General features: G+C 65.7%; 20 protein-coding genes and 1 pseudogene. 7 read left to right on the plus strand and 14 right to left on the minus strand.

Annotated features, from left to right (window positions below; all coding sequences use genetic code 11):
- Positions 1–10: 10 nt before the first annotated feature.
- The 3 genes from QF047_RS22070 to QF047_RS22080 form a co-directional block, all read right to left on the minus strand.
- Positions 11–718, minus strand: coding sequence for a FadR/GntR family transcriptional regulator (locus tag QF047_RS22070; RefSeq protein ID WP_306636613.1), 708 nt, complete (start codon positions 716–718; stop codon positions 11–13).
- A gap of 41 nt (positions 719–759) precedes the next feature.
- Positions 760–1,389, minus strand: coding sequence for a DedA family protein (locus tag QF047_RS22075; protein WP_307281577.1), 630 nt, complete (start codon positions 1,387–1,389; stop codon positions 760–762).
- A 265-nt stretch (positions 1,390–1,654) separates the two neighbouring features.
- A complete protein-coding gene (locus QF047_RS22080; protein ID WP_307281580.1) occupies positions 1,655–2,767 on the minus strand; it encodes a thermonuclease family protein in 1,113 nt (370 codons plus the stop codon).
- Between the two features lie 334 nt (positions 2,768–3,101).
- Between QF047_RS22080 and QF047_RS22085 the strand changes: the two genes are divergently transcribed.
- The gene (locus QF047_RS22085) at positions 3,102–3,368 is read left to right on the plus strand and encodes a type II toxin-antitoxin system Y4mF family antitoxin (RefSeq protein WP_307281582.1); all 267 of its coding nucleotides are present in this window, start codon (positions 3,102–3,104) and stop codon (positions 3,366–3,368) included.
- Entirely contained in the window at positions 3,365–4,627 is a 1,263-nt protein-coding gene (locus tag QF047_RS22090) for a type II toxin-antitoxin system HipA family toxin (protein ID WP_307281585.1), read from the plus strand. Before QF047_RS22085 ends, QF047_RS22090 begins: the two co-directional genes overlap by 4 nt.
- 13 nt (positions 4,628–4,640) lie before the next feature.
- Here QF047_RS22090 and QF047_RS22095 read toward each other — a convergent pair whose 3' ends face one another.
- From QF047_RS22095 to QF047_RS22105, 3 genes and pseudogenes are all read right to left on the minus strand, one after another.
- Positions 4,641–5,570 carry a hypothetical protein gene (locus tag QF047_RS22095; protein ID WP_307282121.1) on the minus strand — a complete coding sequence of 310 codons (930 nt, stop codon included), beginning with the start codon at positions 5,568–5,570 and terminating at the stop codon, positions 4,641–4,643.
- Between the two features lie 13 nt (positions 5,571–5,583).
- Positions 5,584–6,201, minus strand: a complete 618-nt coding sequence (locus QF047_RS22100) for a uracil-DNA glycosylase (protein WP_306636604.1) — start codon at positions 6,199–6,201, stop codon at positions 5,584–5,586.
- A 115-nt stretch (positions 6,202–6,316) separates the two neighbouring features.
- A pseudogene (locus QF047_RS22105) lies at positions 6,317–7,844 on the minus strand (HNH endonuclease).
- A gap of 117 nt (positions 7,845–7,961) precedes the next feature.
- On the opposite strand from QF047_RS22105, the gene QF047_RS22110 reads away from it, so the two are divergent.
- On the plus strand, positions 7,962–8,468 hold the full coding sequence (locus QF047_RS22110; protein WP_307281588.1) for a hypothetical protein: 507 nt from the start codon (positions 7,962–7,964) through the stop codon (positions 8,466–8,468).
- A 9-nt stretch (positions 8,469–8,477) separates the two neighbouring features.
- Here the strand turns inward: QF047_RS22110 and QF047_RS22115 are convergent, their stop codons facing one another.
- The 5 genes from QF047_RS22115 to QF047_RS22135 form a co-directional block, all read right to left on the minus strand.
- The gene (locus QF047_RS22115; protein WP_307281590.1) at positions 8,478–8,858 is read right to left on the minus strand and encodes an RNA-binding S4 domain-containing protein; all 381 of its coding nucleotides are present in this window, start codon (positions 8,856–8,858) and stop codon (positions 8,478–8,480) included.
- A gap of 85 nt (positions 8,859–8,943) precedes the next feature.
- Positions 8,944–10,083 carry a sulfite oxidase gene (locus QF047_RS22120; protein ID WP_307281593.1) on the minus strand — a complete coding sequence of 380 codons (1,140 nt, stop codon included), beginning with the start codon at positions 10,081–10,083 and terminating at the stop codon, positions 8,944–8,946.
- A 144-nt stretch (positions 10,084–10,227) separates the two neighbouring features.
- Positions 10,228–11,076, minus strand: coding sequence for an SDR family oxidoreductase (locus QF047_RS22125; RefSeq protein ID WP_307282124.1), 849 nt, complete (start codon positions 11,074–11,076; stop codon positions 10,228–10,230).
- A gap of 20 nt (positions 11,077–11,096) precedes the next feature.
- A complete protein-coding gene (locus QF047_RS22130) occupies positions 11,097–12,101 on the minus strand; it encodes an aldo/keto reductase family protein (protein ID WP_307281595.1) in 1,005 nt (334 codons plus the stop codon).
- A gap of 27 nt (positions 12,102–12,128) precedes the next feature.
- Entirely contained in the window at positions 12,129–12,818 is a 690-nt protein-coding gene (locus QF047_RS22135; RefSeq protein WP_307281597.1) for a hypothetical protein, read from the minus strand.
- Between the two features lie 228 nt (positions 12,819–13,046).
- On the opposite strand from QF047_RS22135, the gene QF047_RS22140 reads away from it, so the two are divergent.
- Positions 13,047–13,445, plus strand: coding sequence for a YchJ family protein (locus QF047_RS22140; protein WP_307281599.1), 399 nt, complete (start codon positions 13,047–13,049; stop codon positions 13,443–13,445).
- Here QF047_RS22140 and QF047_RS22145 read toward each other — a convergent pair whose 3' ends face one another.
- From QF047_RS22145 to QF047_RS22155, 3 genes are all read right to left on the minus strand, one after another.
- The gene (locus QF047_RS22145; RefSeq protein WP_307281600.1) at positions 13,446–14,288 is read right to left on the minus strand and encodes a TIGR04086 family membrane protein; all 843 of its coding nucleotides are present in this window, start codon (positions 14,286–14,288) and stop codon (positions 13,446–13,448) included.
- Positions 14,289–14,351: 63 nt separating this feature from the next.
- The gene (locus QF047_RS22150; RefSeq protein ID WP_307281602.1) at positions 14,352–16,373 is read right to left on the minus strand and encodes an acyl-CoA dehydrogenase family protein; all 2,022 of its coding nucleotides are present in this window, start codon (positions 16,371–16,373) and stop codon (positions 14,352–14,354) included.
- Between the two features lie 60 nt (positions 16,374–16,433).
- The gene (locus QF047_RS22155) at positions 16,434–16,736 is read right to left on the minus strand and encodes a hypothetical protein (RefSeq protein ID WP_307281605.1); all 303 of its coding nucleotides are present in this window, start codon (positions 16,734–16,736) and stop codon (positions 16,434–16,436) included.
- Positions 16,737–16,967: 231 nt separating this feature from the next.
- Here QF047_RS22155 and QF047_RS22160 point away from each other — a divergent pair, with 231 nt between their 5' ends.
- The 3 genes from QF047_RS22160 to QF047_RS22170 are packed head-to-tail and all read left to right on the plus strand — an operon-like array spanning position 16,968 to position 22,875.
- Positions 16,968–18,416: a DUF3375 family protein gene (locus tag QF047_RS22160; protein ID WP_307281608.1), complete on the plus strand. Its 1,449-nt coding sequence runs from the start codon at positions 16,968–16,970 to the stop codon at positions 18,414–18,416.
- Positions 18,417–18,418: 2 nt separating this feature from the next.
- On the plus strand, positions 18,419–19,399 hold the full coding sequence (locus tag QF047_RS22165; RefSeq protein ID WP_307281611.1) for a DUF4194 domain-containing protein: 981 nt from the start codon (positions 18,419–18,421) through the stop codon (positions 19,397–19,399).
- Positions 19,396–22,875 (plus strand): ATP-binding protein, encoded by a 3,480-nt coding sequence (locus QF047_RS22170; protein WP_307281614.1) that lies wholly within the window; start codon positions 19,396–19,398, stop codon positions 22,873–22,875. The genes QF047_RS22165 and QF047_RS22170 overlap by 4 nt, the downstream gene beginning before the upstream one ends.
- Positions 22,876–23,029: the final 154 nt, after the last annotated feature.

Consider the following 23,029-nt stretch of genomic DNA (forward strand, 5'->3'; position numbering starts at 1 on the left):
GTTGCGGTCGTTAGTTGTTAAGGATGGAGTCGAGGGCAAGGCCCACGGCCTGCAGGTGCCGGGCCATGGCGTCACGCGCTATTTCGGCAGAGCCAGCCTCGATGGCGGACAAGATTTCCTGGTGTTCCACGTCTGAGGCGTGCTTCCGGTCCGCCACCATGTTCAGCGTTTCGGACTGGTGGGCCAGGGCACCGCGAATGTCCGCCACCACGCTGGCGAATACTTTGTTGCCGCTTGCGCGGGCAATGGCGGCGTGGAAGCTCGAGTCCAGGGCTACCCAGGATTCCGGATCGGTTTCGGTGGCCATGGCAGCAACAATGTGGCGGAGGGTTTCAAGCTCCTCTTTGCTGCGGCGCTCCGCGGCCATCCCGGCTGCGGGAACCTCGATATGTGGGCGTGCTTCGGTCAGGTCCCGGGCCGAGTATTGGCCCAGGGTGAGATCGTTGGCCACTTTGTTGGCGACCACGAATGTGCCCTTGCCCGTTTTGGTTACCGTGAGGCCCAGCGCGGTACAGGAGCGGAGTGCTTCCCGGATCACCGAGCGGCTAACTGCATATTGCTGGGAAAGAGTTGCTTCCGAGTTGAGCTTGCTGCCCACTCCCAGCCGGCCGGACTCGATGTCTTGGCGGATGGCGTTGAACACCGCTTCGGCAGCACTAAGCCGTGCGAGCGGAAGGGCCGCAGGCTGTCCTGCTGTCCGGCTGTCTGACAGGTTCACGCTTTAAATATGGCAGGCGTCACAGTGCCTGTCAAACTTTCCTACCTCTCCGGCTGGCGGGCTGCGCGCTGGCGCTGCCGCCGGGAACCGAAGTGCCAGGCTATGAGCCCGGCCACGGCCAGCACGGCGATCACGACGGCGATGTCCCGGCCGGCTGCCTTCGCCACTGCCTCGTAGGAGTTGCCCGCGAGGTACCCGAGGAGGACAAAGCCAGCGCCCCAGACAAGGGCTCCCGCCGCATTGAAAACCAGGAATCGTCTGTAGGGCATCCGGGACGTGCCGGCCAGGGCGGGCATCACTGCCCGGAAGAAGGCGATGAAACGGCCCAGGAAGACCGCCCAGCCGCCCTTGCGCTGCAGGAAGTCTTCGGCCTTCGTCATCTGCTTCTGGTGCCTGGATAGTGCCCGGGACCTGGAGAACCGGGAACCCAAATGCTTGCCCACCTCGTAGCCCACTGTGTCGCCCAGGACCGCGGCCAGCACCGCAACGATCATCATGCCGGCCAGCTGCACTTCACCGCGGCTGGCCACCACCCCGCCCAGCACGGCCGCCGTCTCACCGGGAATGACGAAGCCGACAAACAACGCGTCTTCGGCGAAGACCAAGCAGAAGACGGCGATGTAGGCCACCAGCGGGCTGACGTTCAGGAGGCCGTCGACGAAGGCCGTCATGGGGACATCCTAGGCCTGAGGTGCAGGAAATGGAGCTGATTTCCTCCAGCTCGCCGAGTTCGTCGAGGAAGCTGGTGTACATAACGTTCCGCTTGCGTTTCTCGATCAGGTGTACCAGCTCGGAGGATGCGGTCCTCAATGTTGCCCAGAGCATCGAGGAGCGCCGAAAAAGCGCCGAGGCGGACAAGTAATCCATAAGAGACTCCTGCTTCAGACGCCAACGGGTCCCAAGAATGCCTGGGACCCGTTCGCTTTCGCTATTTATTTAGCAGGGGCTCCAGGTCTTCCCGCCCGGTGCATAACACCGAGGCCCTGTGTATTTGGAGGGTGCCGGTGGTACATAGGGCGCCGGTGCGGGCGGAACATATGGCCGGGGAACCGGGGTCACGTAAGGCGCAGGTGCGGGCAGTCTCCGAAGCCGCTCTGCTTCTGCCGCGGCCTGGCGGGCGGCTTCCTCTGCAGCGGTCTTTGCGGCGGCTGCTGCTTCATCGGCCGCCTTCTTCTCAGCGGCTTCGCGTTCCTCAGCGGCCTTCTTTTCTGCGGCGGCGCGGGCTTCTGCTGCCAGCCGTTCTTCTTCAGCCTTCTTTTCAGCTGCCGCCAACGTCGACTGCTGTGACTTGAATTCGTCCCTCTTCTGCTCCCCCGTGGCGATCTTGTTATCGAGAACGGCGAGGCCGGCCGTGGTGGCAGCAACGGAAAGCCCGGCCCAGTAGATCGCCCTGTTGGCGTCCTTGGTTGCGCTAAAGATGGCTCTGAGGGATTTGGCGGCGGCCAGCTTCGTAACCAGTACCGACGCCGCCGTGCTTGCGGCCGCCGACGTTGTTGCCGGCGCAGCTCCGGCTGCTTCTTCCAGTGCTTTGGTTGTCTCTGCCAGCTGCGCGGGCAGCGTGCACTCGATCTCATCAGAGAACAGGCCGGCCTGCGCGGTCCGGGCTTCCTCATAGGCTGCCTGCACGGGGGGAAGGAACTTGCGGTTTTCGCCGAACTGCACCGGTATCCCCAGCCCTTCCCTTGCAATCTCGGCATTCACGAGAGAACCGTCCGGAGCAAAGACCCCGGCCAGCGTGCGGCCGTATTTGTCGTGCCGTTCGACATCAAATTCCAGCCTTACTTGAGTGCCTTTCGGAAGCGTCTCTTCCAAGTACTTCGAGGCTTGCGGGCCAAGGCATTCCACCGGCTGATTGGGGTCCTTTGTTTCAGGCGTGTCCACATTCAGAAGTCGAATGGTGTGATCACCATTGTTGATGGAGACGATTAGAGTGTCACCGTCGACTACCCGCACCACCGTTCCGGAATCTGCGTTTGCAGCTGCACCTACTGCTATGGATCCCGCAATCAGTGCGGCAGTGGCGAGCGAAGCCACAATCAGGTTTTTCATTCGGAGCTTTCCTTAGCATTTACGGCCAGATGCTTCAGGGCGTGAGGATCCAACCTAGGAGAACCTGGAAGTTTCCTACATTTATGCTGAACGTCCTGACGCAAGGCTTCCTCAAGAGAAGCTCAAGATCGGGAGAGTTCTCTGCCCTGCCTGCGGACGCCGCGGATTCGGCGGCTGGCGCAGGAGCGGAAATAGGCGGCCGCAAGTTGCAGTAGTCTGCAGGCCACTCTCCGGAACGCTCGTTCCGAAAGATAGCTGTTGACCAGGATGGGGGTGCCCATAGAATTGAGGCAGCATCACTAATCGGAACGTTCGTGCCGGAGGAGGAGGTCCGATGAGGGCATCCTTTTCGAACCATCTTGCCGCGGAAGTCCGGTCCCGCCGCGCTATCCTGCGCCTGACGCAGCAGGATCTCGCCCAGCTGGCCGGGGTGTCGGAGCGCTTCGTGCGGTTCGTTGAACAAGGCAAACAGAGCGTCCAGCTCGACTCACTCCTGGTGCTTTTGGATACTCTCGGTCTGGACCTCCAGCTGACTACGCGGACAGGCGCCTCTGCCCGGCAAGGCACGATGACGGCGAGCCCCGAGGAGGCCCGGCCGTGAGGCACCGCATTGCCGATATCTACAAGGCGGGCGTGCTCGCCGCGCGGCTCGAGCGGCACGACGGCGGTACCAGGTTCAGCTATGTCCCGGGCTATCTCACCTCCGGTGGTCCCGCCGTCGCCACTTCCCTGCCGCTCACCAGCCAACCAGTCCTCTCCGGCGCCGGGGCCGCCCCGCCGTATTTCACCGGTCTGCTGCCGGAGGGCCGCCGGCTCAACGCCCTGCGACGTTCCATCAAGACCAGCGCGGACGATGACCTGTCCCTCCTGATCGCAGCCGGCGGCAACCCGGTGGGAGACGTTCAGATCGTCGGGCATGGCGAACCCCTGAACAGGGATGAGCACGCGGTCCAGCTGGATCCGCAGCAGGCCTTGGACTTTGACCAGCTGCTCGGTGATCCGGACCTCATTGATCCTGTAGCCCTCGCCGGGGTACAGGATAAGTTGTCCGCTGGAATGATTTCGCTGCCGGTGGCCAATGCCGGCCGGCAGTTCATCCTGAAGCTAAATGCGCCCGAGTTCCCGCACGTCGTCGAGAACGAGCTGGTGATGTTCCGTTACGCCGCCAAGCTTCGGATCCCGCTCAGCCGCGTTCAGCTGATCCGGGATATTGCCGGCCGGCCGGGGCTGCTGGTGGAGCGTTTTGACCGTGTGCCAGAGCCGGGGACAAAACCAGGATCAGGGCTGCGGGACCTTCGGCGCCTCGCCGTTGAGGACGGCGCGCAAGTGCTGAAGCTCTATCCTGCCGACAAGTACAACGTGGGGTACGGCCAGGTGTGCCACGCGCTCGCGGACCACTGCTCCGCGCCGCTTCCGGCGCTCCGGAACCTGGCGATCCAGGCAGCGTACGCGTGGCTGACGGGTAACGGAGACCTGCACGCGAAGAACGTATCGATGGTGCAGCAGCCACTCGGGGAGTGGACCATCGCCCCGGTGTACGACATCCCTTCCACCGTGGTTTACGGAGATAAGACCCTTGCCTTGACCATAAACGGAAAGCGGACGGGGATTTCGCGCCGCCAGTTCCTGGGTTGGGCCTCCGAGCTGGGACTCGCGGACCGCGCGGCCGCCCAGGTGGCGGAGATCGCGCTCAAGGCGTCGGGACCGTTGATTGCGGACCTCGAGTCGGGGACGGCTTTTCGTGGCTTGGGCGGAGCCGGGACAAAGCGCAATGACGACGGCGGATCGCCGTTTCCTGACTTGGTCACCAGGGCGTGGGTCAAGGAGTTGAAGCACCGCCGCAGGCTGATGGAAGGGTGAGCACGGGCGTGGCTTAGCCGCCCTGATACCACCGCAGTACGCGCAGAGCGCGGAGGGTGTTCCACCGGCTTGGTTGTCCGTCGCCGTCCTCCATTGCGAAGTGGACGCTCCCGGGGTGGGTGTTTTCCAGCAGCCACCTGCCGTCCGGCTGCTCCTTGGATGTCACTACTTCGATGCCCTCCTCCAGCCGCTGGTCCGGGTTGCCGCCGGTGGCCCGGAAGTAGTCGAGCCCGCGGAGGACGTCGTAGAACCAGCGTGTCGGGTAGGAGAACTTCAGCCAGTCCCTGCTGATCAGCCCGCCGGTGGACTTCTGCCGCAGCAACCCGCGCTCCAGCAGGTACTCCTCTCCCCGGTGCCGGGCTTTGCGGGATCCCGGCGTTCCCCCTGTGGCCCTCTCATATTCAAGAAGGCCCTCTAAAACGCAGATGGTGGTGTGGAAGGAGGAACGGGTGGAGCCTCTCTCGGCCTCACAGTTCCAGCCGCCATCGTCGAGTTGTTCGCGGATCAACCGCTCAACTACTTGGTCCGCGTTCTCTCCGAAGTGGGCTCCGAGTGCCACGACCATGCCATTGATGCACGGTTCCACTTCGCCCTGGAAGAAGGGCTGGTTACCTTCTTCCCAACGGCTGTTGCTGCGGACCAGCTTTACCGCATGCCTCGCTTCGCGGCTGTTCGGGTTCAGGCCGAAGTCCCGCAGGAGCAGCAGGGTGTAGGTGGTCGCGGTCCAGGGCTGGCCGGGGCCGTCATCGTTCGCCGGCCAGTAAGTGCCGCCTGCCCATTGACCGTCCATCCCCTGCAGTGCGAGCAGCCTGGCGCCCCAGCCTTCGGTGGCGACGCGGTCCCGCTCGGCCTGGACCTCCGCAGGCGAAGCATTCGTCAGGTAGCGCAGGACCTGCCAGCGGATGGCAGGATCACCGTCGAGCAGCCAATCGAGGACATCCATTGGCATCAACGGATCAAAGGTGCTGGATGCCTGCCCGTTGCATGGCGTCCTTATAGATTTCCACGTTCTTGGCCAGCAGCTCTTCCTGTTTGGCTTCGGAGACAGCAAAGGCCCGGCCCCCGAGGGCCGTGGCCTTGTAAACCTTGATGCCGCTGTTCTTCAGCGACGAATGGTAGGTCTTCTCGAACAGGGTGAGGAAGGTGGAGGCGTCCGTGCCGTGGGCGATGATGGCTGAAACCCGGGAGTTGATCTTGAGGAACTGGCGGAAGGGCCGCAGGCCATCAGTTTTTTCCTGCACGCTCAGCGCCGAGGGCATCCCCGGATCACGGACCCAGGGGTACGCGTTCCAAGGCATAACGTAGCGGGAATCGAGCTCAGCGAGCTCGTAAATCTGGGTGGCGCGGCGGGCGGCTTCGTCATCGTTGTAGTGCGAGACGAAGCCGGATTCGGTGCCTTTTCCGGGGCTGACCTGCAGGCTGACGATCCGGCATTCATCCTCGTCGTGCACCGGGTCGATGTAGGGAACGGTGGAGCCCGGCTTCTTTTCCATCAGTTCGTCGCAAAGCTGGGTTACCTTCGCGATGTTCGGTTCCTGTAGCAGGGCTTTCTTTTCGTCCCAGTCAATCGTCACGATTTCTCCCTCAGCAGCAAGGCGTCCAGAATCAGGCGTCTTAGGCCACTCTACGCTTCCGGCCTAGGGGGTGGGCAGGGGAAGTGTTGTCTCCCTTCTGCTGCGGAGGTTGTGCTCACACCGGTAATCGCGTCTTATGGGCGCGTTTGAGCGCTTTCATCCGGTGCCGTAATCTCCGTCGACGGCGGGAGGCCGGCTTAGCAGCCGCAGGCAAGGGAGCCCCGGGCAGGGGCGGGGCGGTTGATCGGTAAGTGTGCCCGGTGGGAGTTTGGAGTTCCACCGTGTGCCGTTGCCCTGGCCAGGTTACCGGCTTTGCGGCCCAGCCTGGTGTTTCTTTGGTGTGGTTGCAGGCTTCGCAGAGGCCTTGGCCGTTGGTGCTGGTGGTCGGGCCGTTGTTGTGCCAGGGGATGACGTGGTCCAGGTGGCGGATCGGCGCGTCGCAGTACGGGGTGCGGCAGGTGTCATCCCGTACCTGAATAAACCGGCGGAGCCCAGGCGGGAAGAGCCGGGCCTTGGAGTCCATCCCCACCAGCTCGCCACTGGTTGGTGCGGTGTAGAGCCGGCGCAGCCAGACTATGAATTCTTTGCTTTCCACGGTTCCTGCCGAGAGTGCGGTCCCCGGGCCGCCAAAACCAACGGCCCCCGTGCCGCTGTTTGCTGAATCACCTGATCCCGGCCCTGCTGGTGCTGGACCAGCCGCCACGAAACCGGTGGATCCTGGGCCAGCCACCAGTTCTCCTGTGACTACTTTCCTGGCCCATTCACCTGGAACGATGCCGTAGCCGGCGAGGGGGGCGGGTTCGCCGTCGCTTTGGAAGAGGGTCCGGTCGGTCATCACGAGCTGGAGGTCGATGCCGGTGTAGCCGCCCGGGGTGCCGGTGATGCGTTCGATCAGTTCGTCGGCCATGATGGCCCTTGGACCGCTCATCGCCGGAAGATTTGAGGGCGTCTGCCTGGCGGGTCAGGGCAGCGTAGGCGGCGACGCCCTGCGCGACCGGGACCAGCGCGGTCAGGTAGGCCATGGTTTCCGGTGCCGGGCGCAGGCTGACGGTCCGTTCCGCCACGGCATGGGAAGCCCGTTTCGCGAAGGATTGGGGGTCGCGCCGGTAGGCGGCGGTGCGGACGGCGGCGGTGATGGCCCGGTCCCCGCAGCCGGTCAGGGTGCCGGTGTCCGCGGCGATTTCTTCGTCCACCGCGGCCCGGTCTTCGGCGGACAGGCAGGCGGTTTCCTTCACGATCAGGATGGCCCGCCACTCGCTCAGCTGCCCGCTCTGAAGTGCCGCGAACGCGTGGGGCATCTCGGTGACCAGGGCTTTCCCCAGTCCCAGCAGCCTGCCGCCGCGTGCCGGGGACTCTCGCCGGGCCAGGGCGATTTGCGCGCCTACCCCGGCACCAAGCTCATCGGCGGGCACGCCCGCGGCGGCCTGTTCCCGCCGCACCTCAAGGTCATAGGGAACGGCAATCCGGGCCTGTTTCGCGGCGACCGCGGACTTCACGTCCTCGAATTCCCGCATCTGATCAATCTTTCCGGCGCGGTCCTCAGCGACAGGAACAGCAGCCAGCAATGCAAGGACACCAGCAACAGAAGGCACAGCACGCTTCCCCACCGGGACCGCCCCTGCCGATAACTGATCCGCTTCCATAAACAAAGTCTTCCAGCAGGCCCAGCCATAGGCACGAACCCTCGCGCCCTATGTGGATAACCCAGCCGCTGTGAATAAAGCAGCAACCGCCCCGGGCCCATGCTGTTCAATGTAGGGATGCAGTTCACCAGGAAGGGCCTGAAAGATGAAGGCTTTGCGGGCTTTAGGTCCGGCAAAGACCTCGATGCCATGCGGGTCCCGCAGGGAACGGGCATCTTCGCTGTCCTGAGGCCGGACGGGTTCCAGCCGGACTTCCTGAAGAAGAGCACCGCAGGTGTATTTAAGAAGAAGGATCCGTCGCTGCAGGAGCCGGAGCTTGCAGCCGCGTGGGTGGAGGCCGCCGTCGTCCTTTATCTGGGCAAGGCCGGTCCAGGCAGCAAAGGCAACCGCGGCCTGAGGAGGCAGATCCAGGAGTTCCTGGACTTCGGGCAAGGTAAACCGCCGGGGCACTGGGATGGGCGCCTGGTCTGGCAACTCAAGGACGCCGGGCAGTTATTAATTGCCTGGATGGAACTGCCCGCCGAAGCCCTCAGCAAAGCCGAAGCGGAGTACCACACAGCCTTTATCGAGGAGTACGGGAAACTGCCGTTCGCGAACCTGGTGCGCGCGCGGGTGAAGAACTAACCAGGCCCGTCAGGCCCCGCGCAGCCGTTCCATCTCGCGCCGGTCTTTCTTGGTGGGCCGTCCCGAACCCCGGTCGCGCTGCGGCAGGCCCAGTGCGGGGGCTGCCGGACGCGGCGGTGTGTGGTCGGTGAAGCAGTGGGAAGCGGCCTCCGCGCCCACGCGCTTGTTGATCAGCCGGCGCACCTCAAGGATCCGTTCGTAACCGGACATCCGGACGGTGACGCTGTCCCCGTTGACGAGCGTGGCAGAAGCCTTGGCCGGGCTTCCGTTCAGCCGGACGTGCCCTGCACGGCAGGCGGCGGTTGCCGCCGAGCGGGTCTTGTATGCGCGGATGGCCCACAGCCACGCATCAATTCGGACGCTGGCGGGGGAGGAAGGAAGGCTGGTCATGGCTGGCACCGAGTATAGCCCCGCCAGCGGGACTCCTCCGAGCAGTCGCCATCTGAACCGGCCCGGGCCTAGAACCGGCCCGGGCCTATTCCACCCTGACGCTGACCCGCTGCACCACATTGTTGCCCAGCCCCTGGTAGTTCCAGTTCTGCTCCAGGGGCTGGGTGGCGCCACTGGCATCGGTGGCACGGCACGTGAGCTCATGTTCGCCCGGATCCGCCACCCATGGCAGGGTCCACTTGCGCCACGCGAACCCGCCCGCCGATTCTTCCAGCTGCGCGGGCAGCCACGTGCCGTCGATCCCTACTTCAACAGCAGTAATGGCCCCGTGCCCGGACCACGCCCTGCCCTGCAGCATCACGGGACCGGGCGGTATTACCCGGGTCCGCGTGAAGAAGTCCGGGATACCCGGCGGAACCATCAGCGAACGTACCCTGATCCGCGAAACGGGTGTGCCGGCGTCGTCCGGTGAATCCTGGTAGCGGTACGCGACCTGCTGCTGGTAGCCGGCAAAAGGCGCGGTGACCACTTCGATGGATTCCAGCCACTTCACGCTCGTCATGCCGTACCAGCCCGGCACCACCAGCCGGAGAGGGTATCCGTGCTGGGGCGGCAGTTCGCTGCCGTTCATTTTGTAAGCAAGTACGATGTCGGCACGCATCGCCTCACGGATCGGCAGGCTCCGAGCGTACCGCTGGGTGACGCCGCCCTGGATCCCGGCATCAGCGCCGGTGAACACCACTTCCACTGCGTGCGGAAGGATCCCCGCCTTCCCGAGGAGATAGGCGAGCGGAACCCCGGTCCAGGCAGCCGTGCCCACTCCTTCAAGCACCCACGGTTGGCTCAGTGGCCGCGGCTTCAGGAGCGAGCGGCCGTTGCCCGCGCACTCCAGCGTGACCGGCACCGTAATGGCGGGGTCCCTGCGCAGCGCCGGCATGCTCAGCTCGAGGGCACGCTCCACCGCGCCGTTGACCCGCAGGTGCCAGGCCCCGTTGTCGATAAACGGGATGTCGAAATGGGTGAGCACGTAGTGGAGGCCCGGCGGAGTGATATCACGGCGAAGGGCTTCCAGGGGCATGGAGTGGTTGCGGGCGCCCAGTTGGAGTTCCTCCGGAGTGAGCGGTCCGGTGGTTGGTCCGGCTGCGGGGCCGGCGGGGGCAGACACCTGCTGTTTCGGGGCCGCAGCGGGAAGGGTGGACTGTGGATCTGGCTGGATTTGGGTCATGGCGCTGCGATTCTGCTGGCACTCGGATTCCTGCGGCTTCGGGTGCTGCCCGGGGCAGCGCCCGTTGCATCAGGTTTACGCCCACGCCGCCGGCCCGTCAACGCCCGCGTCAACGCGCGGCCGCAGCTGTAGCGCCTGCAGCCGCTACAGCTGCGGCCGCTTCAGGAACTCGGACAGGGTCAGGGGGTCCTGCCCCGTCAGCCCGTGGATGTCCGGGGAGATCCCGGCCATCTCCCCGGCGGCCATGGCGGTGTAGGTACTCACCCACGCGTCCACCTGCCAGGGCGGCGCACCATACGAGGCCCGGGATGCGTACGCTTCCTCCGTGGTTTCCGGGTGGTAGGTGATGGTCCGCCCGGTTCCTGCGGTGAGGATCCGGGCAGCCTCGGCCATGGTGAGTTCCTCCGGGCCCGTGAGGTTGTAGGTCTTGCCCTTGTGGATTGCTGGATCCCGCACCACTGCTACGGCACAGCGTGCGATGTCCTCGCGCGCCACTGCGGAAAATACGCCCTCCCCGGCGGGCCCGCCGATCACGCCGTCTTCGCCGCAAAGGAGCGGCAGGAAGTCCAGGTAGAAGTTGTTTCGCAGCAAGGTGTAGTCCATGCCGGAATCCTGGATGCGCTGCTCCGTGGCGTAATGGTCCCGGGCCAGCGTGAAGGTGGCGTCCGGGGCCGCACCGTAGAAGGACGTGTAAACGACATGCTGCACCCCCGCGTCGGCCGCGGCGTCCACAAAGGCGTAATGCTGCTGCACCCGGTCCTCCGTTTCGGCGGCGGACACCATGAACAGCACCCTCACCCCCTCCAAGGCCTGCCGCGCAGCAGCGGAGTCCGCGTAACTGCACACTACGGGCCTGGCGTTCTCCAGCTCCGGCGCGCGGCCGGCGTCTCGGACCAGCAGGCGCTGGGCGGAACCGGCAGCGGCGAGCTGCCGTGCCACCATTCCGCCCAGGCCGCCGGTGGAACCGGTGACAGCGAGGTCCGCCAGGTCCATGGCGTCAGTCACCAGGAATCCTAGGCTTCACGCCCGGCCGGGGACTTGGTCTGCGCAGGGTCGCGCTCGGCCAGGGACCCGATGGCGTCGTCGATCTTCTTCAGGACGTCCGGTTCCAGTGTCACCCCTGCGGCCTCAACGCTGTCGGCGATCTGCTCGGGCCGGGACGCGCCGATGATTGCAGAGGCCACGTTGGGGTTCTGCAGCACCCAGGCGACGGCGAGCTGGGGCATGGAGAGGCCGGCTTCCTCCGCGATGGGCTTCAGTTCCTGCACGCCGGCCAGGACGTCGTCGCGCATCCAGCGCTGGATCATCTTGGCGCCGCCCTTCTCGTCCGTGGCGCGGCTGCCTTCGGGAGCCGGCTGGCCGGGCAGGTACTTGCCGCTGAGGACGCCTTGGGCCATGGGGGACCAGACGATCTGCGAGACGCCCAGCTCCTCGGACGCCGGCACAACCTCTGCTTCGATGACGCGCCACAGCATGGAGTACTGCGGCTGGTTGGAAATGAGCTGGAAGCCGAGTTCCTTGGACAACGCGTGGCCCTCGCGCAGCTGCTCCGCGGTCCACTCGCTGACGCCGATGTACAGCGCCTTGCCCTGCCGGACGATGTCAGCGAACGCCTGCATGGTCTCTTCCAGCGGCGTTTCGAAGTCGTAGCGGTGGGCCTGGTAGAGGTCCACATAATCCGTCTGGAGCCTCCGCAGCGAGCCGTTGATGGACTCCATGATGTGCTTGCGGGACAGGCCCAGATCATTTTTGCCCTTGGGGCCGGTGGGGCCGAAGACCTTGGTGAAGATCTCCAGGGACTCGCGGCGCTCGCCCTTCAGGGCTTCGCCGAGGACAGTTTCGGCCGCGGTGTTGGCGTAAACGTCCGCCGTGTCGAACGTGCTGATGCCGGCATCGAGGGCGGCCCGCACGCACTGGGAGGCGACGTCGTTCTCCACCTGGGAGCCGTGCGTGAGCCAGTTGCCGAAAGTGATTTCTGAGACTTTGAAGCCGCTGTTTCCGAGGTATCTGAATTCCATGGGTTTCACGCTAACCCAGATGGTTGCTCAGGGTAAGGGCTGTTTGCCGTTGGTGGCCCTGCCCTTGAGCACCTGTACCGGGCCGGACAGGGAAACAAGCGATCCCGTATCCAGCGGCGACAGCGGCTGGGGAAGTTCCTGCTTCTTAAACGACCGTGCGACGCGTGCGTGACGGGGGTCATCGAGTTTCGACTCTACGAGCGGCGCGATTTCGACCACCTTCTCGGCAGGAACATGGGGGTCCGGCAGGTCCCGCACGGAAAGCTTGATTTCGGGGGCGGCGGCACGTGCCCGCGCCATGGCCCGCGCGTCCGCCTCTGCAACGGCTGAGGCCCAATCCTCAGCAAGGACAGGGGGCTCGCGGCGCGCGGCCGCCAGGGCGGGATGGTGCACGACGGCGGTGCGCAGCGCCTTGCGCAGGCGAGCCGGCTTCAGCGCGGCCCGCCAGTCGCGGGGCGGGCGGCCGGGTGCCGCGGATGCCGGGGACCCGTCGTCGGACGTTGCCGTGGCCTGCCTGCCAGAGCGGAAGGGGGGATGGTTTCCCCTGCGGAAGCGCCTCCCGAACAAGGCCATCAGGGTGACGGCGGTAAGCCGCCCGATCCCCGCGAGGACGAGGGTGATGACGCCCAGCAGGAAGAGGACCAGGAACATCAGGAATGCCATGCCCACGGTGCCCAAAAAGGTCAGGTTGAGGATGAGCGTATCCGGATGTTCCACGTCATCTCTCCTCTCTGCCGTCAGCGAAGCCCGCACCGGCACCACGGGGCCAGGGCAACAACTCCTTCTCCACCATACGGATTTTTACCGCGCGGCGCCGCCGGACCCCCGGCGCCGCCCAGGGTTGTTTCAAAGCTGTTATCCGATATGACAAGGGCCTCGGGCCTATAGTCGAACTGGCATGCCGGGCCCGCGCGGTGCGGCCGGGAGAAGAAGGCAGGAGCGCCGATGGCCGAGGACCTGGGAAGCAGGAACTGCATGTGCCTGTCCGGTGAGCAGTACCGGAAGTGCTGTGGCAGGTTCCATTCGGGAACGGCAGAAGCAGCCACCGCGGAGCAGGTGATGCGGTCCCGCTACAGCGCATTCGTGCTCCTTGATGAGAGTTACCTGCGGCGGACCTGGCACCCTTCGGAAGCCCCGAAGGACCTGGACCTGGATCCGGAGATGGAGTGGCGGCGCCTGGACATCGTGTCCACGGACCGCGGGGGTCCGCTGGATGTCCAGGGCACGGTGGAGTTCAAGGCCTACTACCGGCACGGCGGTGACCGCGGCGTCCTGCACGAGGTGAGCCGCTTTGTGCGGGAAAACGGCCGCTGGTTCTACTTGGACGGAAAGATCCTGGCCTGACTACTCGTCGTCGTAATCTTCCCGCGGGGTGAAGCCCACTTTGTCCACCTTGCGGTGGAACCGCATGCCGGCAAGCCCGCCGAGTACGGCCCCCACCAGCGCCACCAGGGCGACCACCACGGCGGCGACGATACTCATGGTGTTGAGCTGGCCTTCGTTGATGGGGATCCGCGGGAAGCTGTTGAGGTTCGCCAGCACGTTGAACTGCTGCCCTGCCACGAGCGCCAGGATGGAGACGAGGACCGCAACGATCAGCGCCCAGATCCACACCATGAGGCCCTGCTTGGCTCCGTTGAACCGCGCCATGCGTCCTGCCACGTAACCGCCGCAGTAGTAGGAGAGGAACAGGATGACCAGCAGCACAATGATGCCCACCAGGCCAACGGTGCCGCTGTTCGAGGCCGCCTGGTTTACCGCCTCATTGACGTCCGTATTGGTGGCCAGGCCTACAGCTGTCCCGGCCGCGGCCACGAGGGCCGTCAGGAGCACGGCCATGCCGGTGGCAGTCAGCCAGCCAAAGAACGCCGAGCCCACCTTGATACCGCCGAACTGCTCCTTTTCGCGGGCCACGGCGGTCTGCCTGTCCGTCAGATTCGGATCAACGGCCGGCGCCGCAGCCGCGGGGACGTAGTCCCGCTCGGCGTACGCGGCCGTAGCCCGCTCGTTCCGGGCCGCCGGTACCTGTTCGTAGGTGGACGTAGTTCCCGCGTCGGTGGCCGGCACCTGGTCAAAGGTTCGCGTCGAATCGTCGCCGGCCGGGGCGGCGCGGTAGCTTCCGTTGCCGTCAGTATCCTCGCGGGCTCGGCGCGGAGGCAGGTTCTCGGGGTTTGTTGCGCTGCTCATGGCTCCACTCAACCATCGCTCCACAGAGATAGCAAGGATGCTTACTATTTTGTGACCCGTGAATCAGCGGTAGTTGCGGTGCAGGTTTTCCCGCTGGGACGGGCCAGGGGAGGCGTCGGCGATCCAGGGCCCGGTGCCTTCAGACTGGTCCAACACCCCGGCCTCCAGCCAGGTGTAATCTCCGGCGAGGACCTTGCGGGTGAGCCGGTGGTCGGCGTCGTCCGTGTTCCGCCACAGCTGGTCAAAGTACTCCTCCACGCGCACCCGTGCCTGCTCGCAGTAGGCCTCGGCAAGCTCGTAGGCGCTCGCGGCCTTTTCAGGGGCGGTATGGAGCAGCATCTCTGCCCGCGAGCAGCAGGCGGTCATGGCGAACAGTTCCGCGCCGATGTCCACCACGCGGCCAAGGAATGCCTGCTTGCGTTCCAGCTTGGCCTGCCAGCGGCCCATGCCATAGAACGTCTGCCGGGCCAGCCGCCGAGACGAGCGCTCAACGAAGCGCAGGTGCTTGGCCAGCCGCCCGAACTCACCGTAGGAGCGCGGGTCCATGCCCGCCCCGGCCACCAGTTTGGGCAGCCAGCGGGCGTAGAAGCCGGAAGCGCCGACGGCGGCCTTCGCCTTATCGGACAGGCTCGCGTTCAGGGATGCCAGGTCTCCCGCGGCGGCCAGGTGGGCGTCCACGGCTTCCCGGGCAATGAGCAGCCGCATGATTTCCGATGAACCCTCAAAGATCCTGTTGATGCGGAGATCCCTCAGCTGTTGCTCGGCAGGCACCGCGCGCTCGCCGCGGGCCCCCAGCGATTCGGCCGTCTCGAAGCCCCGTCCGCCGCGGATCTGCACCAGTTCGTCGGCGATCCGGCAGCTGATCTCCGTGGCCCAGAGTTTGGCGAGGGCGGCTTCAATCCGCACGTCCTTCTGGCCGGCGTCGGCCAGTTCGGCGGAGAGCTCGAAGACCGCGTCCAGGGCAAAAGCGGACGCGGCAATGAAGGCGATCTTCTTGCCCACGGCCTCGTGCTCGCCCACGGGCCGGCCCCACTGGGTCCTGGCGTTCGACCACTCCCGCGCGATCTTCAGGCTCCAGCGGCCGGACGCCACGCAGAGGGCCGGGATGGATAGCCTGCCCGTGTTCAGCGTGGTGAGGGCGATCTTGAGGCCCTGGCCCTCCCGGCCCAGCCGGTTCGCTGCGGGGACGCGCACCTGGTGGAAGCGGGTCACCCCGTTCTCGATGCCGCGCAGGCCCATAAAGGCGTTCCTGTTTTCCACGGTGATGCCCGGCGAATCCATGTCTACCACGAAGGCGCTGATGCCGCCCTTGTGCCTGGTGCCGTCCCCGTCGGTGTGGGCCGGCACTACAGCCATCACCACCATCAACTCGGCAATGACGCCGTTGGTGGTCCACAGCTTGACGCCGTCCAGGAGGTACGCCCCGCCGTCGTCCGTTGGCGTTGCAGTACTGCCCATCCGGGCGGGATCGCTTCCCACGTCAGGTTCGGTGAGGAGGAATGCGGTGACGGCGCCGGCCGCGCAGCGCGGCAGGAACTCCTGCTTCTGCCCTGCAGTGCCGAAGACTTTGACGGGTTCGGGCACCCCGATGGACTGGTGCGCGGATAGGAGGGCGCCGAGGCTTGGGTGGACGCTGCCCAGCAGGGCCAGTGCCCGGCCGTAGTACACCAGCGACAGGCCCAGCCCGCCATATTCGGCCGGAATCTTCATGCCGAAAACGCCCAGATCCGCCAAGCCTTTGAGGTATTCGTCAGGGATCCGGGCGTCGCGCTCGATGATCCGGCCGTCCATGGTGCCGGCGTATTCCGTCAGGCGGTCCATAAAGGCCTCGCCCCGTTCCACATCTGCGGGGTCGGGGGTGGGCCAGGGGTGGACCAGGCTGAGGTCGAAACTGCCGAGGTAGAGGCCCTTTGCGAAGCTGGGACGGTCCCAGCCGGACTCCCGGGCAGCCTCCGCTACGGCGCGTGCCTCATCCGCGGAGACGCCGGCGCCGATTTTGCCGGCCGGTACCGGGGTGTCCTCTGTGGGGGCGTCCGCTGCCGTGCTGGTGGTGGTTTTTGAGGAGCTGTCAGTGGCGGAGCTCATGGGTTATCTCCTTGGCCGGATGGCTTTCGTAGCCATAGGATCCGCCGGGTTGGAGAACCCTTAGCTGTCTCTCAATATTACCCGCGGGTAGGTTCCGGTGCTAGGGGTGGGTTGCGCCTGAAAGTCCCCGCCGGCGTCGATTGCGGCCGTGTGGTGCACCAGCCGCTCCCAGCCCGCGTTGATGCCGTGGACCACAGTCAGGAGCGTCAGGTAAACCACCGTCCAGCTGAGCTTTCCGGCGCCCAGCAGCACCAGTGCTACAAGTCCCGCCACCAGGACGAAGGCCGCCAAAATAAGGCCGAATACGAGCGTGCCGATGAATACCAAAGTTGCGGTTTCCACCGAGCTTAGATCGAACTGCATGAATCCCCCTGCTGCGACGTTGCTTGGCCTGAAGTCAGTAAGCACGAGCGTAGGGGCAGGTTGCGGCCCAAGCTAGGGGCAGATGGGGCAGATGTGACTCTTGATATTGGATCGAAATACTACGGCCGAGTAGGTCACGGGGTGGTTGCAGGAGCCTGCGTTAACCTTGTACTTGGCACTTTTCCATCAGTGCCCCTGCCCCAGCCCATATAAACAGTCCAAGGAGAGTGTGTGCCCCGCTCCGCCAGGTCATCCGCTGACGCCATCAGCGCCCGGCTCCGGGACCTCGAGCTCCTCACCAAAGGACCTGCCTGGGCCCTTACGCGCTCCGCACCCTGGGTGATCGCGGTGCTGCAGGCATCCTTCACCCGAACCCGGCCGCAGCTTCCGCTCGAGGAATTCCATGCCGACGTCGACTCCTTCCTTGAGGAGCTCCGGCGGCAGGAGCCCGGGCTGGGCGGCGGGGCCAACGGGAAAACCTTCGGCGACGAGTGGACGCGGCGGCAGTTCCTGACGCGGCGGAACCAGTCCGGGCAGATCGTGTACGAGGTCACCGAGCCGGCGGCACGCGTGCTCGCGTTCCTGGACAGCCTTTCCAGTGACCGCTCCACCCTCAACGGTTCCCGCCTGGGCACGCTGCTTGGCGACGTGGAGAAGCTCGCCAACGAGACCAACCCGGACCAGAGCGCCCGCCTCGAGGCGCTGGAAGACGAGATCGAGGAGCGCCAGCAGCTGATCCAGGACATCAGCACAGGCGAGTTCGACGGCCTGCTTGATGACGACGAAGCCGTGGAGGCTGCCGGGAACATCCTGGACCTCGCGGCGAGCCTGCCGGCCGATTACAAGAAGATGCGTGACCGGATCGAGGAGCTGGTGGGCGGGCTGCGCAACCAGATCATCGAGGAGTCACTGACCAAGGGCGCCACCATGGCCCAGGTCCTGGAAGCTGACAAGCGGCTCCGCCAGAGCCCGGAAGGCCGGACCTTCCGTTCCTTCGCCGCGTTCCTTGAGGACCCGCAACAGCAGTTGCGGTTCCGGTCTGCTATCGGCGAAGTCCTCAGCCGGCAGTTCGCGGACGACCTTTCGCCTGAGGACCGGGAAACCCTGAAGAACCTGGTGGTCGAACTCCGTCAGCAGCACAGCCAGATCCAGCGGATTTACGGCAAGCTCAGCGAAAGCCTCAACACGTACGTCCAAAGCGACGACTTCCGCCAGTCGGTCCGGCTCCGGCAGGTCCTGCGGGAAGCGGAGCAGGCCATCCGGTCCCTTCCGTACGAACGGGAACGCCCCGGCCTGGTGCCTGGCCCTGTGCTCTTCAACGCGGGATTCGAGTCGCTGTCCATGGTGAAGCTTTTTGATCCGGACGAGTTCGCGGCGCCTCCCAAACTGGCCGACCCCATTGCCTTCAGCGATTCCGACCGCGTGCGCTCGCCGAGGACCGGCAAAGCCAAGCCCGCGGTGGTGCGGTCCGCCATGGCCGGCGCGTCCACCCTCTCCGAGGCGTGGCAGCAGCTGCCGCCGGAGGAACAGCACATCAACACCATCCGGGCACTCCTCTCGCACGCCCTGCACGAAGGCGCTGCCTTCAACACCCAAGCGGTGGACGCCCTGGACTTCGAACAGATCGACGGCACCACGCGCAGGGCCTACCTGCCGCTGGTCACCCTCCCGAAGGATTGACGATGACTGAAGACATGACGACGACGGCCGCCCCGGAGGTTGGGCCCGTCACCGAGGCGGTGGTTGAGCCCGACGTGACCCAGGTGGTGAGCGGAACCAGGCCCGACTCCTTCTCAATAACTCCCCGCGACACGTTCGTTGACGGCGCCGCCCTTTTCCCTGGCGATACCGGTGTGTTGTCTATGAAGGTGCGGCAGGCGCTGGTGAAACTTCTCAAGGGCCCTTACGTGGACGGCGGCCGGGACGAGAAACTCTGGACCGTCCTGCTGGATCACCAGGTCATGCTGCGCAGCCGGCTGTCCGAACTGTTCCTCACCATGCAGCTGGACCACGAACGGAAGATCGCCGTACTGCGCCCGGTCGATCCGGACGCCATCGGAGGCAGCACCCGTTCCAGCATCCTTCGGCAGCAGCGTGCGCTCAGCCGGGTTGAGACCATCGTGCTGCTAAGGATGCGCCTGCTCCTTGACCGGCACGTCACCGCGCAGACAGATCCCACCATCACCCGCGAAGAAATCTCCGACCTGGTGGCCCACTACCAGCCCGCGGGGCAGCAGGACGCGCTCCGGGACTCGGACGTTGTCAACCGGGCCATCACCAAGCTCCTGGCCCGGCAGCTCCTCCTCCCCACCGGTCTGGACGACGTCTACACCATCTCCAACGCCTTGCCCCTGGCCCTCCCGTTCGAAAACATCGGGGACATCCCGGCGCAGATAGAAGCCCTCGCAGCAGCTACAACAGACCCCACCGGCACAGAGCCCCTGATAGACCTCGATACCGGCGACGCTGCGGATGTGGAAGGTACGGAGTCCCAAGGCGAGGAAGAGAACGACGACGACGGTGCTGCCGCCCAGGGAGTGGCATCGGGCCTGTCGGAGCCGGGGGCATCGTCCGCAGGACGGATGCTGCCCGGCGAAGGGGCGGGGGCGGCAGCACCGTCGTCGTACCCAGCCACGACCACCGAAGCGGAGGCAACCAAATGAGCATCGCGAGCATGCTGCCGATCGGGGACCTGACGAACCCCGGCCAGATGCGCCTTGCCCTGGTGCAGGTGGTCAACTGGGGCACGTTCCATGGGGCGCACACCATGCACGTGGACCGGAACGGGACGCTGCTGACGGGCAACTCGGGCGTGGGCAAGTCGACGCTGTTCGACGCAATGCTGCGGGTCTTCGACGCGAGGCCAAGGTCCAATGAGGCCGCAGCCCAGCGTTCGGGCGGTGCCGTGGAGGACAAGCGGACCACGTTTACGTACATGCGCGGCAAGGTGGGCGACAAGGCCGTGGGCGAGGGCTCGGCGAGTGCTTTCCAGCGGCCGGGTGCCACCTGGTCCGCCGTCGCGCTGACGTTTGATAACGCGGCCGGCACCAGGGTGACGGTTTCGGCGCTGTTCGACCTGCCGAAGAATGGCACGGAGTCGAGCGTGGGCCGGTTCTACCTGATCGACCATGCGCCGCTGGATCTGGAGGCGCTGGAAGGCATCGCGGACAAACGGTTCACGAAGGCTGCCCTGGAGACCATTTTCCCGGACGCCCAGGTCTTTGATGTGCATAAGGCCTTCGCGGAGCGTTTCCGCCGGCTGCTGGGCATCAACTCGGACCAGGCCCTGCCGCTCCTGCGGGTCATCCAGGCAGGCAAGGGCCTGGGCGGCAGCGTCAACACCTTCTTCCGCGATCAGGTCCTGGACGCCCCGGCAACGCTCGCGGCGGCGGACGACGTGGTGGAGGAGTTCAGCAACCTGATGTCCATCAGGCAGCGGCTGGAGGACGTCCGGCAGCAGCGTGACCAGCTGGCCCCGGTGCCCGGCCTGAACCGGGAGTACGCGCAGTCGCTGCTGGACGCCAACCGGCTGCGGGACCTCGCCGGCGGGGAGTTCGACGCGTACAAGCAGAAACTCGCCGTCACTGTCCACCAGAAAACCCTGGCGCGCTTCAAGGAGCTTGCCCAGGCGAAGGCCAAGGAGCTCGGCGCGGAGCGTACCGTCCGGGACGGCCTGGCCAAGGAATTGCGCCAGCTGGAGACGGACTACAACAACCAGGGCGGCAACGCGATCTCCGCGATCGAGCAGTCGCTGGACAACGCCCGCGTGGGCCTGAAGCTCCGCCAGCAGGTGGAGGAAGCTGCGCGCCAGGCGCTGACCGACGCCGGCCTGCAGCTTGAATGGACCGAGGAAGGCTGGGAGCAGGCGCACGAGCAGGCTGCCGCCCGGTCCGCTGAGCTGAAGGATGACTCCCAGGCCCTGCAGGAGCTCCGCTTTGAAGCCTTCGACGCCCACGCCACGAAGAAGCGGGAGCTGGCCGCGGCTGAGCAGGAGCTCGTGTCGCTGAAGACACGCAAGTCCCTGCTGCCGCCGTCGAGCATTGAAAACCGCTCTGCCATCGCCGCCGCCACCGGCATTCCGGAGGACCGGATGCCGTTCGCCGGGGAACTGATGGACCTCGCCGAGGGCGAGGAAAAGTGGCGTCCCGCCGCCGAGCGGGCGCTCCGGAACCTCGCCACCACCCTGCTGGTCCCCGGCGAGCATTTCGCCGCGGTGACCCGCTACCTCAATGACCACAACGTGCGCGGCGCATTGCGGGCCGTCGACGTTTCCAGGCCGCTCACCGGCGGTGCGCTGGCCCTTGAGGACGTGCACGACGGCGACCTGCTGACCAAGCTGGACATCCTCGCCACCGGCGTCGCCGCCGAAGCCGGGGCATGGATCCGCGAGCGCATCGCGCTCGACTTCGCCTACCCCTGCGTGGAGGATCCCGACGAGCTGGCCGGGCTGGACCGTGGCCTCAGCCTGGGCGGCGTGGTGAAGCGCAACCGCCACACCGTGGAAAAGGACGACAGGTTCACCAGCCGGCAGGATTACGTCCTCGGGTTCGACAACGCCGCCAAGCTGGAACTCGTGGCCGGCCAGGTGGAGGACCTGCGCCAGGAGGTGGCCAAAGCGGCTGAGCTGGCCCAGAGCCGCGAGGAATCGCACCAGGGCATGAGCCGGCAGCTTGACGTGCTGCGGCGGATCGCGGAGGACCATCGCCCCTGGGAGCAGGTTTCGGCGGCAGTGGCGGCCGAGGAGCTTGCCAGGATCGAGCAGCGGCTGAAGGACGCCCTGGCCGCGCAGGCTGACCTGGAGCCGCTCCGCGCCACCATCGAGGGGGTGCGGCAGAAACACCAGTCCAGCACCGAGGCGGCTGCCGTCCTGCAGAGCGAATACAAAGCGCTGGACCGGCAGTTGACAGCGGCTGATTCGCTGCTGGAAGCTGCGCGGGAGCGGCTGGCCCAGGTGCCGCCGTCGGACGCTACAGTCGTCGCGCTGGAACCGTACTTTGCCGATTTCGGCGACGTCAGCGAAATGCACGAGCTGGACAACCTCGCCAACCGGGTGCGGACCGCGCTCCTCGGCGAGCTGCACACCGCGGAATCGCGCGGGCAGGCCACCGCCGAGCGGCTCACCCGGATCTTCGAGGGGTTCGTGCGCGAGTGGGGCAGCGCTATTTCTGCGGACCACGGCACCAGCATCGGCGCCGCGGGTGAGTTCGAGACCCGCTACCACGCCATCGTCAGCGACGGGCTGCCCGCCCAGGAAGCCGAATTCCGGCAGTTCTTCAACCAGCGCACCCACGAATCCTTCAGCACGCTGCTGCACCTGCTGGATGAGGAACGCCGTTCCATCACCAGCCGCATCCTGCCGCTGAACGGCATCCTGTCACAGGTCAACTTCCATGAGGGCAGCTTCCTGGAACTGGACATCAAGCAAACCCTGCCGCCCACGGCCAAGCAGTTCAAGGACGCCATCCAGAACGCCCTGAAGGCCCGGCACAGCCGCCCGGTAAAGACGGACGGTGCGCGGACCGACAGCGCCCGGACCGACGGCGCCACCGTGGAAAGGGACGACGACGCCGAGCTCACCGCCCGCTACAAGTCCCTGGAAACCCTGGTCAAGCGGCTGGGCTCCCAGGCGCCGGAAGACAGGCGCTGGCGGGCCGAAGTGCTCGATGTGCGCGGGCACCTGTTCATCCAGTGCAAGGAGCACCGTGAGGCAACAGGCCCCCGTGGTGCCAAAAAGTCCGAGGTCTTTATGCATGCGGACACCGGATCCATGTCCGGCGGCGAGCGGCAGCGCTTCACGGCCTTCATCATGGCGGCCGCACTGAGCTACCAGCTGGGCATCGCGGAGCAGGGCTTCACCACCTACGGCACCGTGATGATGGACGAGGCCTTTGTGCTGGCTTCCGAGGAGTTTGCAGGCGCCGGGATCAAGGCCCTGCACGAGTTCGGATTCCAGCTGCTTCTCGCTGCACCGGAGAACGTCATCGACCTGTCCCGGCACCTGGGCTCCGTCACCGAAATCCTGCGGGACAGGCGCACCAACCGCTCGGGCGTGCTGACGGCTCCGGTCATCAAGCCGCGGCCGGGGCAAGAGGGCGCGTGGCGGTCCGAAGCGAACCCGGTGGACATCGTTTTGCGCTAGCTGTCATCAGCGGACGGGCTTTATAGCAAATCGATGGATATATTGCGTGAGAGCTGTTGAAGGCTGCTGTTCTGGTGCCATGCTGGTCGGCATCAAACACTCGCCTTCATCCTCCTGGTCGGGTACTTGTGGAACGCTGGGTCCTGCATCTGAC

The organism is Arthrobacter sp. W4I7 (genome assembly GCF_030816215.1).
Taxonomy (GTDB): Bacteria; Actinomycetota; Actinomycetes; order Actinomycetales; family Micrococcaceae; genus Arthrobacter; species Arthrobacter siccitolerans_A.

Coding starts and splice junctions, on each gene's coding strand:
- QF047_RS22075 (WP_307281577.1), bottom strand. CDS start 1,389: ATGACGGCCTTCGTCGACGGCCTCCTGAACGTCAGCCCGCTGGTGGCC.
- QF047_RS22130 (WP_307281595.1), bottom strand. CDS start 12,101: ATGGAATTCAGATACCTCGGAAACAGCGGCTTCAAAGTCTCAGAAATC.
- QF047_RS22170 (WP_307281614.1), top strand. CDS start 19,396: ATGAGCATCGCGAGCATGCTGCCGATCGGGGACCTGACGAACCCCGGC.
- QF047_RS22115 (WP_307281590.1), bottom strand. CDS start 8,858: ATGACCAGCCTTCCTTCCTCCCCCGCCAGCGTCCGAATTGATGCGTGG.
- QF047_RS22155 (WP_307281605.1), bottom strand. CDS start 16,736: ATGCAGTTCGATCTAAGCTCGGTGGAAACCGCAACTTTGGTATTCATC.
- QF047_RS22145 (WP_307281600.1), bottom strand. CDS start 14,288: ATGAGCAGCGCAACAAACCCCGAGAACCTGCCTCCGCGCCGAGCCCGC.
- QF047_RS22095 (WP_307282121.1), bottom strand. CDS start 5,570: ATGGATGTCCTCGATTGGCTGCTCGACGGTGATCCTGCCATCCGCTGG.
- QF047_RS22120 (WP_307281593.1), bottom strand. CDS start 10,083: ATGACCCAAATCCAGCCAGATCCACAGTCCACCCTTCCCGCTGCGGCC.
- QF047_RS22140 (WP_307281599.1), top strand. CDS start 13,047: ATGGCCGAGGACCTGGGAAGCAGGAACTGCATGTGCCTGTCCGGTGAG.
- QF047_RS22080 (WP_307281580.1), bottom strand. CDS start 2,767: ATGAAAAACCTGATTGTGGCTTCGCTCGCCACTGCCGCACTGATTGCG.
- QF047_RS22165 (WP_307281611.1), top strand. CDS start 18,419: ATGACTGAAGACATGACGACGACGGCCGCCCCGGAGGTTGGGCCCGTC.
- QF047_RS22110 (WP_307281588.1), top strand. CDS start 7,962: ATGCAGTTCACCAGGAAGGGCCTGAAAGATGAAGGCTTTGCGGGCTTT.
- QF047_RS22125 (WP_307282124.1), bottom strand. CDS start 11,076: ATGGACCTGGCGGACCTCGCTGTCACCGGTTCCACCGGCGGCCTGGGC.
- QF047_RS22150 (WP_307281602.1), bottom strand. CDS start 16,373: ATGAGCTCCGCCACTGACAGCTCCTCAAAAACCACCACCAGCACGGCA.
- QF047_RS22085 (WP_307281582.1), top strand. CDS start 3,102: ATGAGGGCATCCTTTTCGAACCATCTTGCCGCGGAAGTCCGGTCCCGC.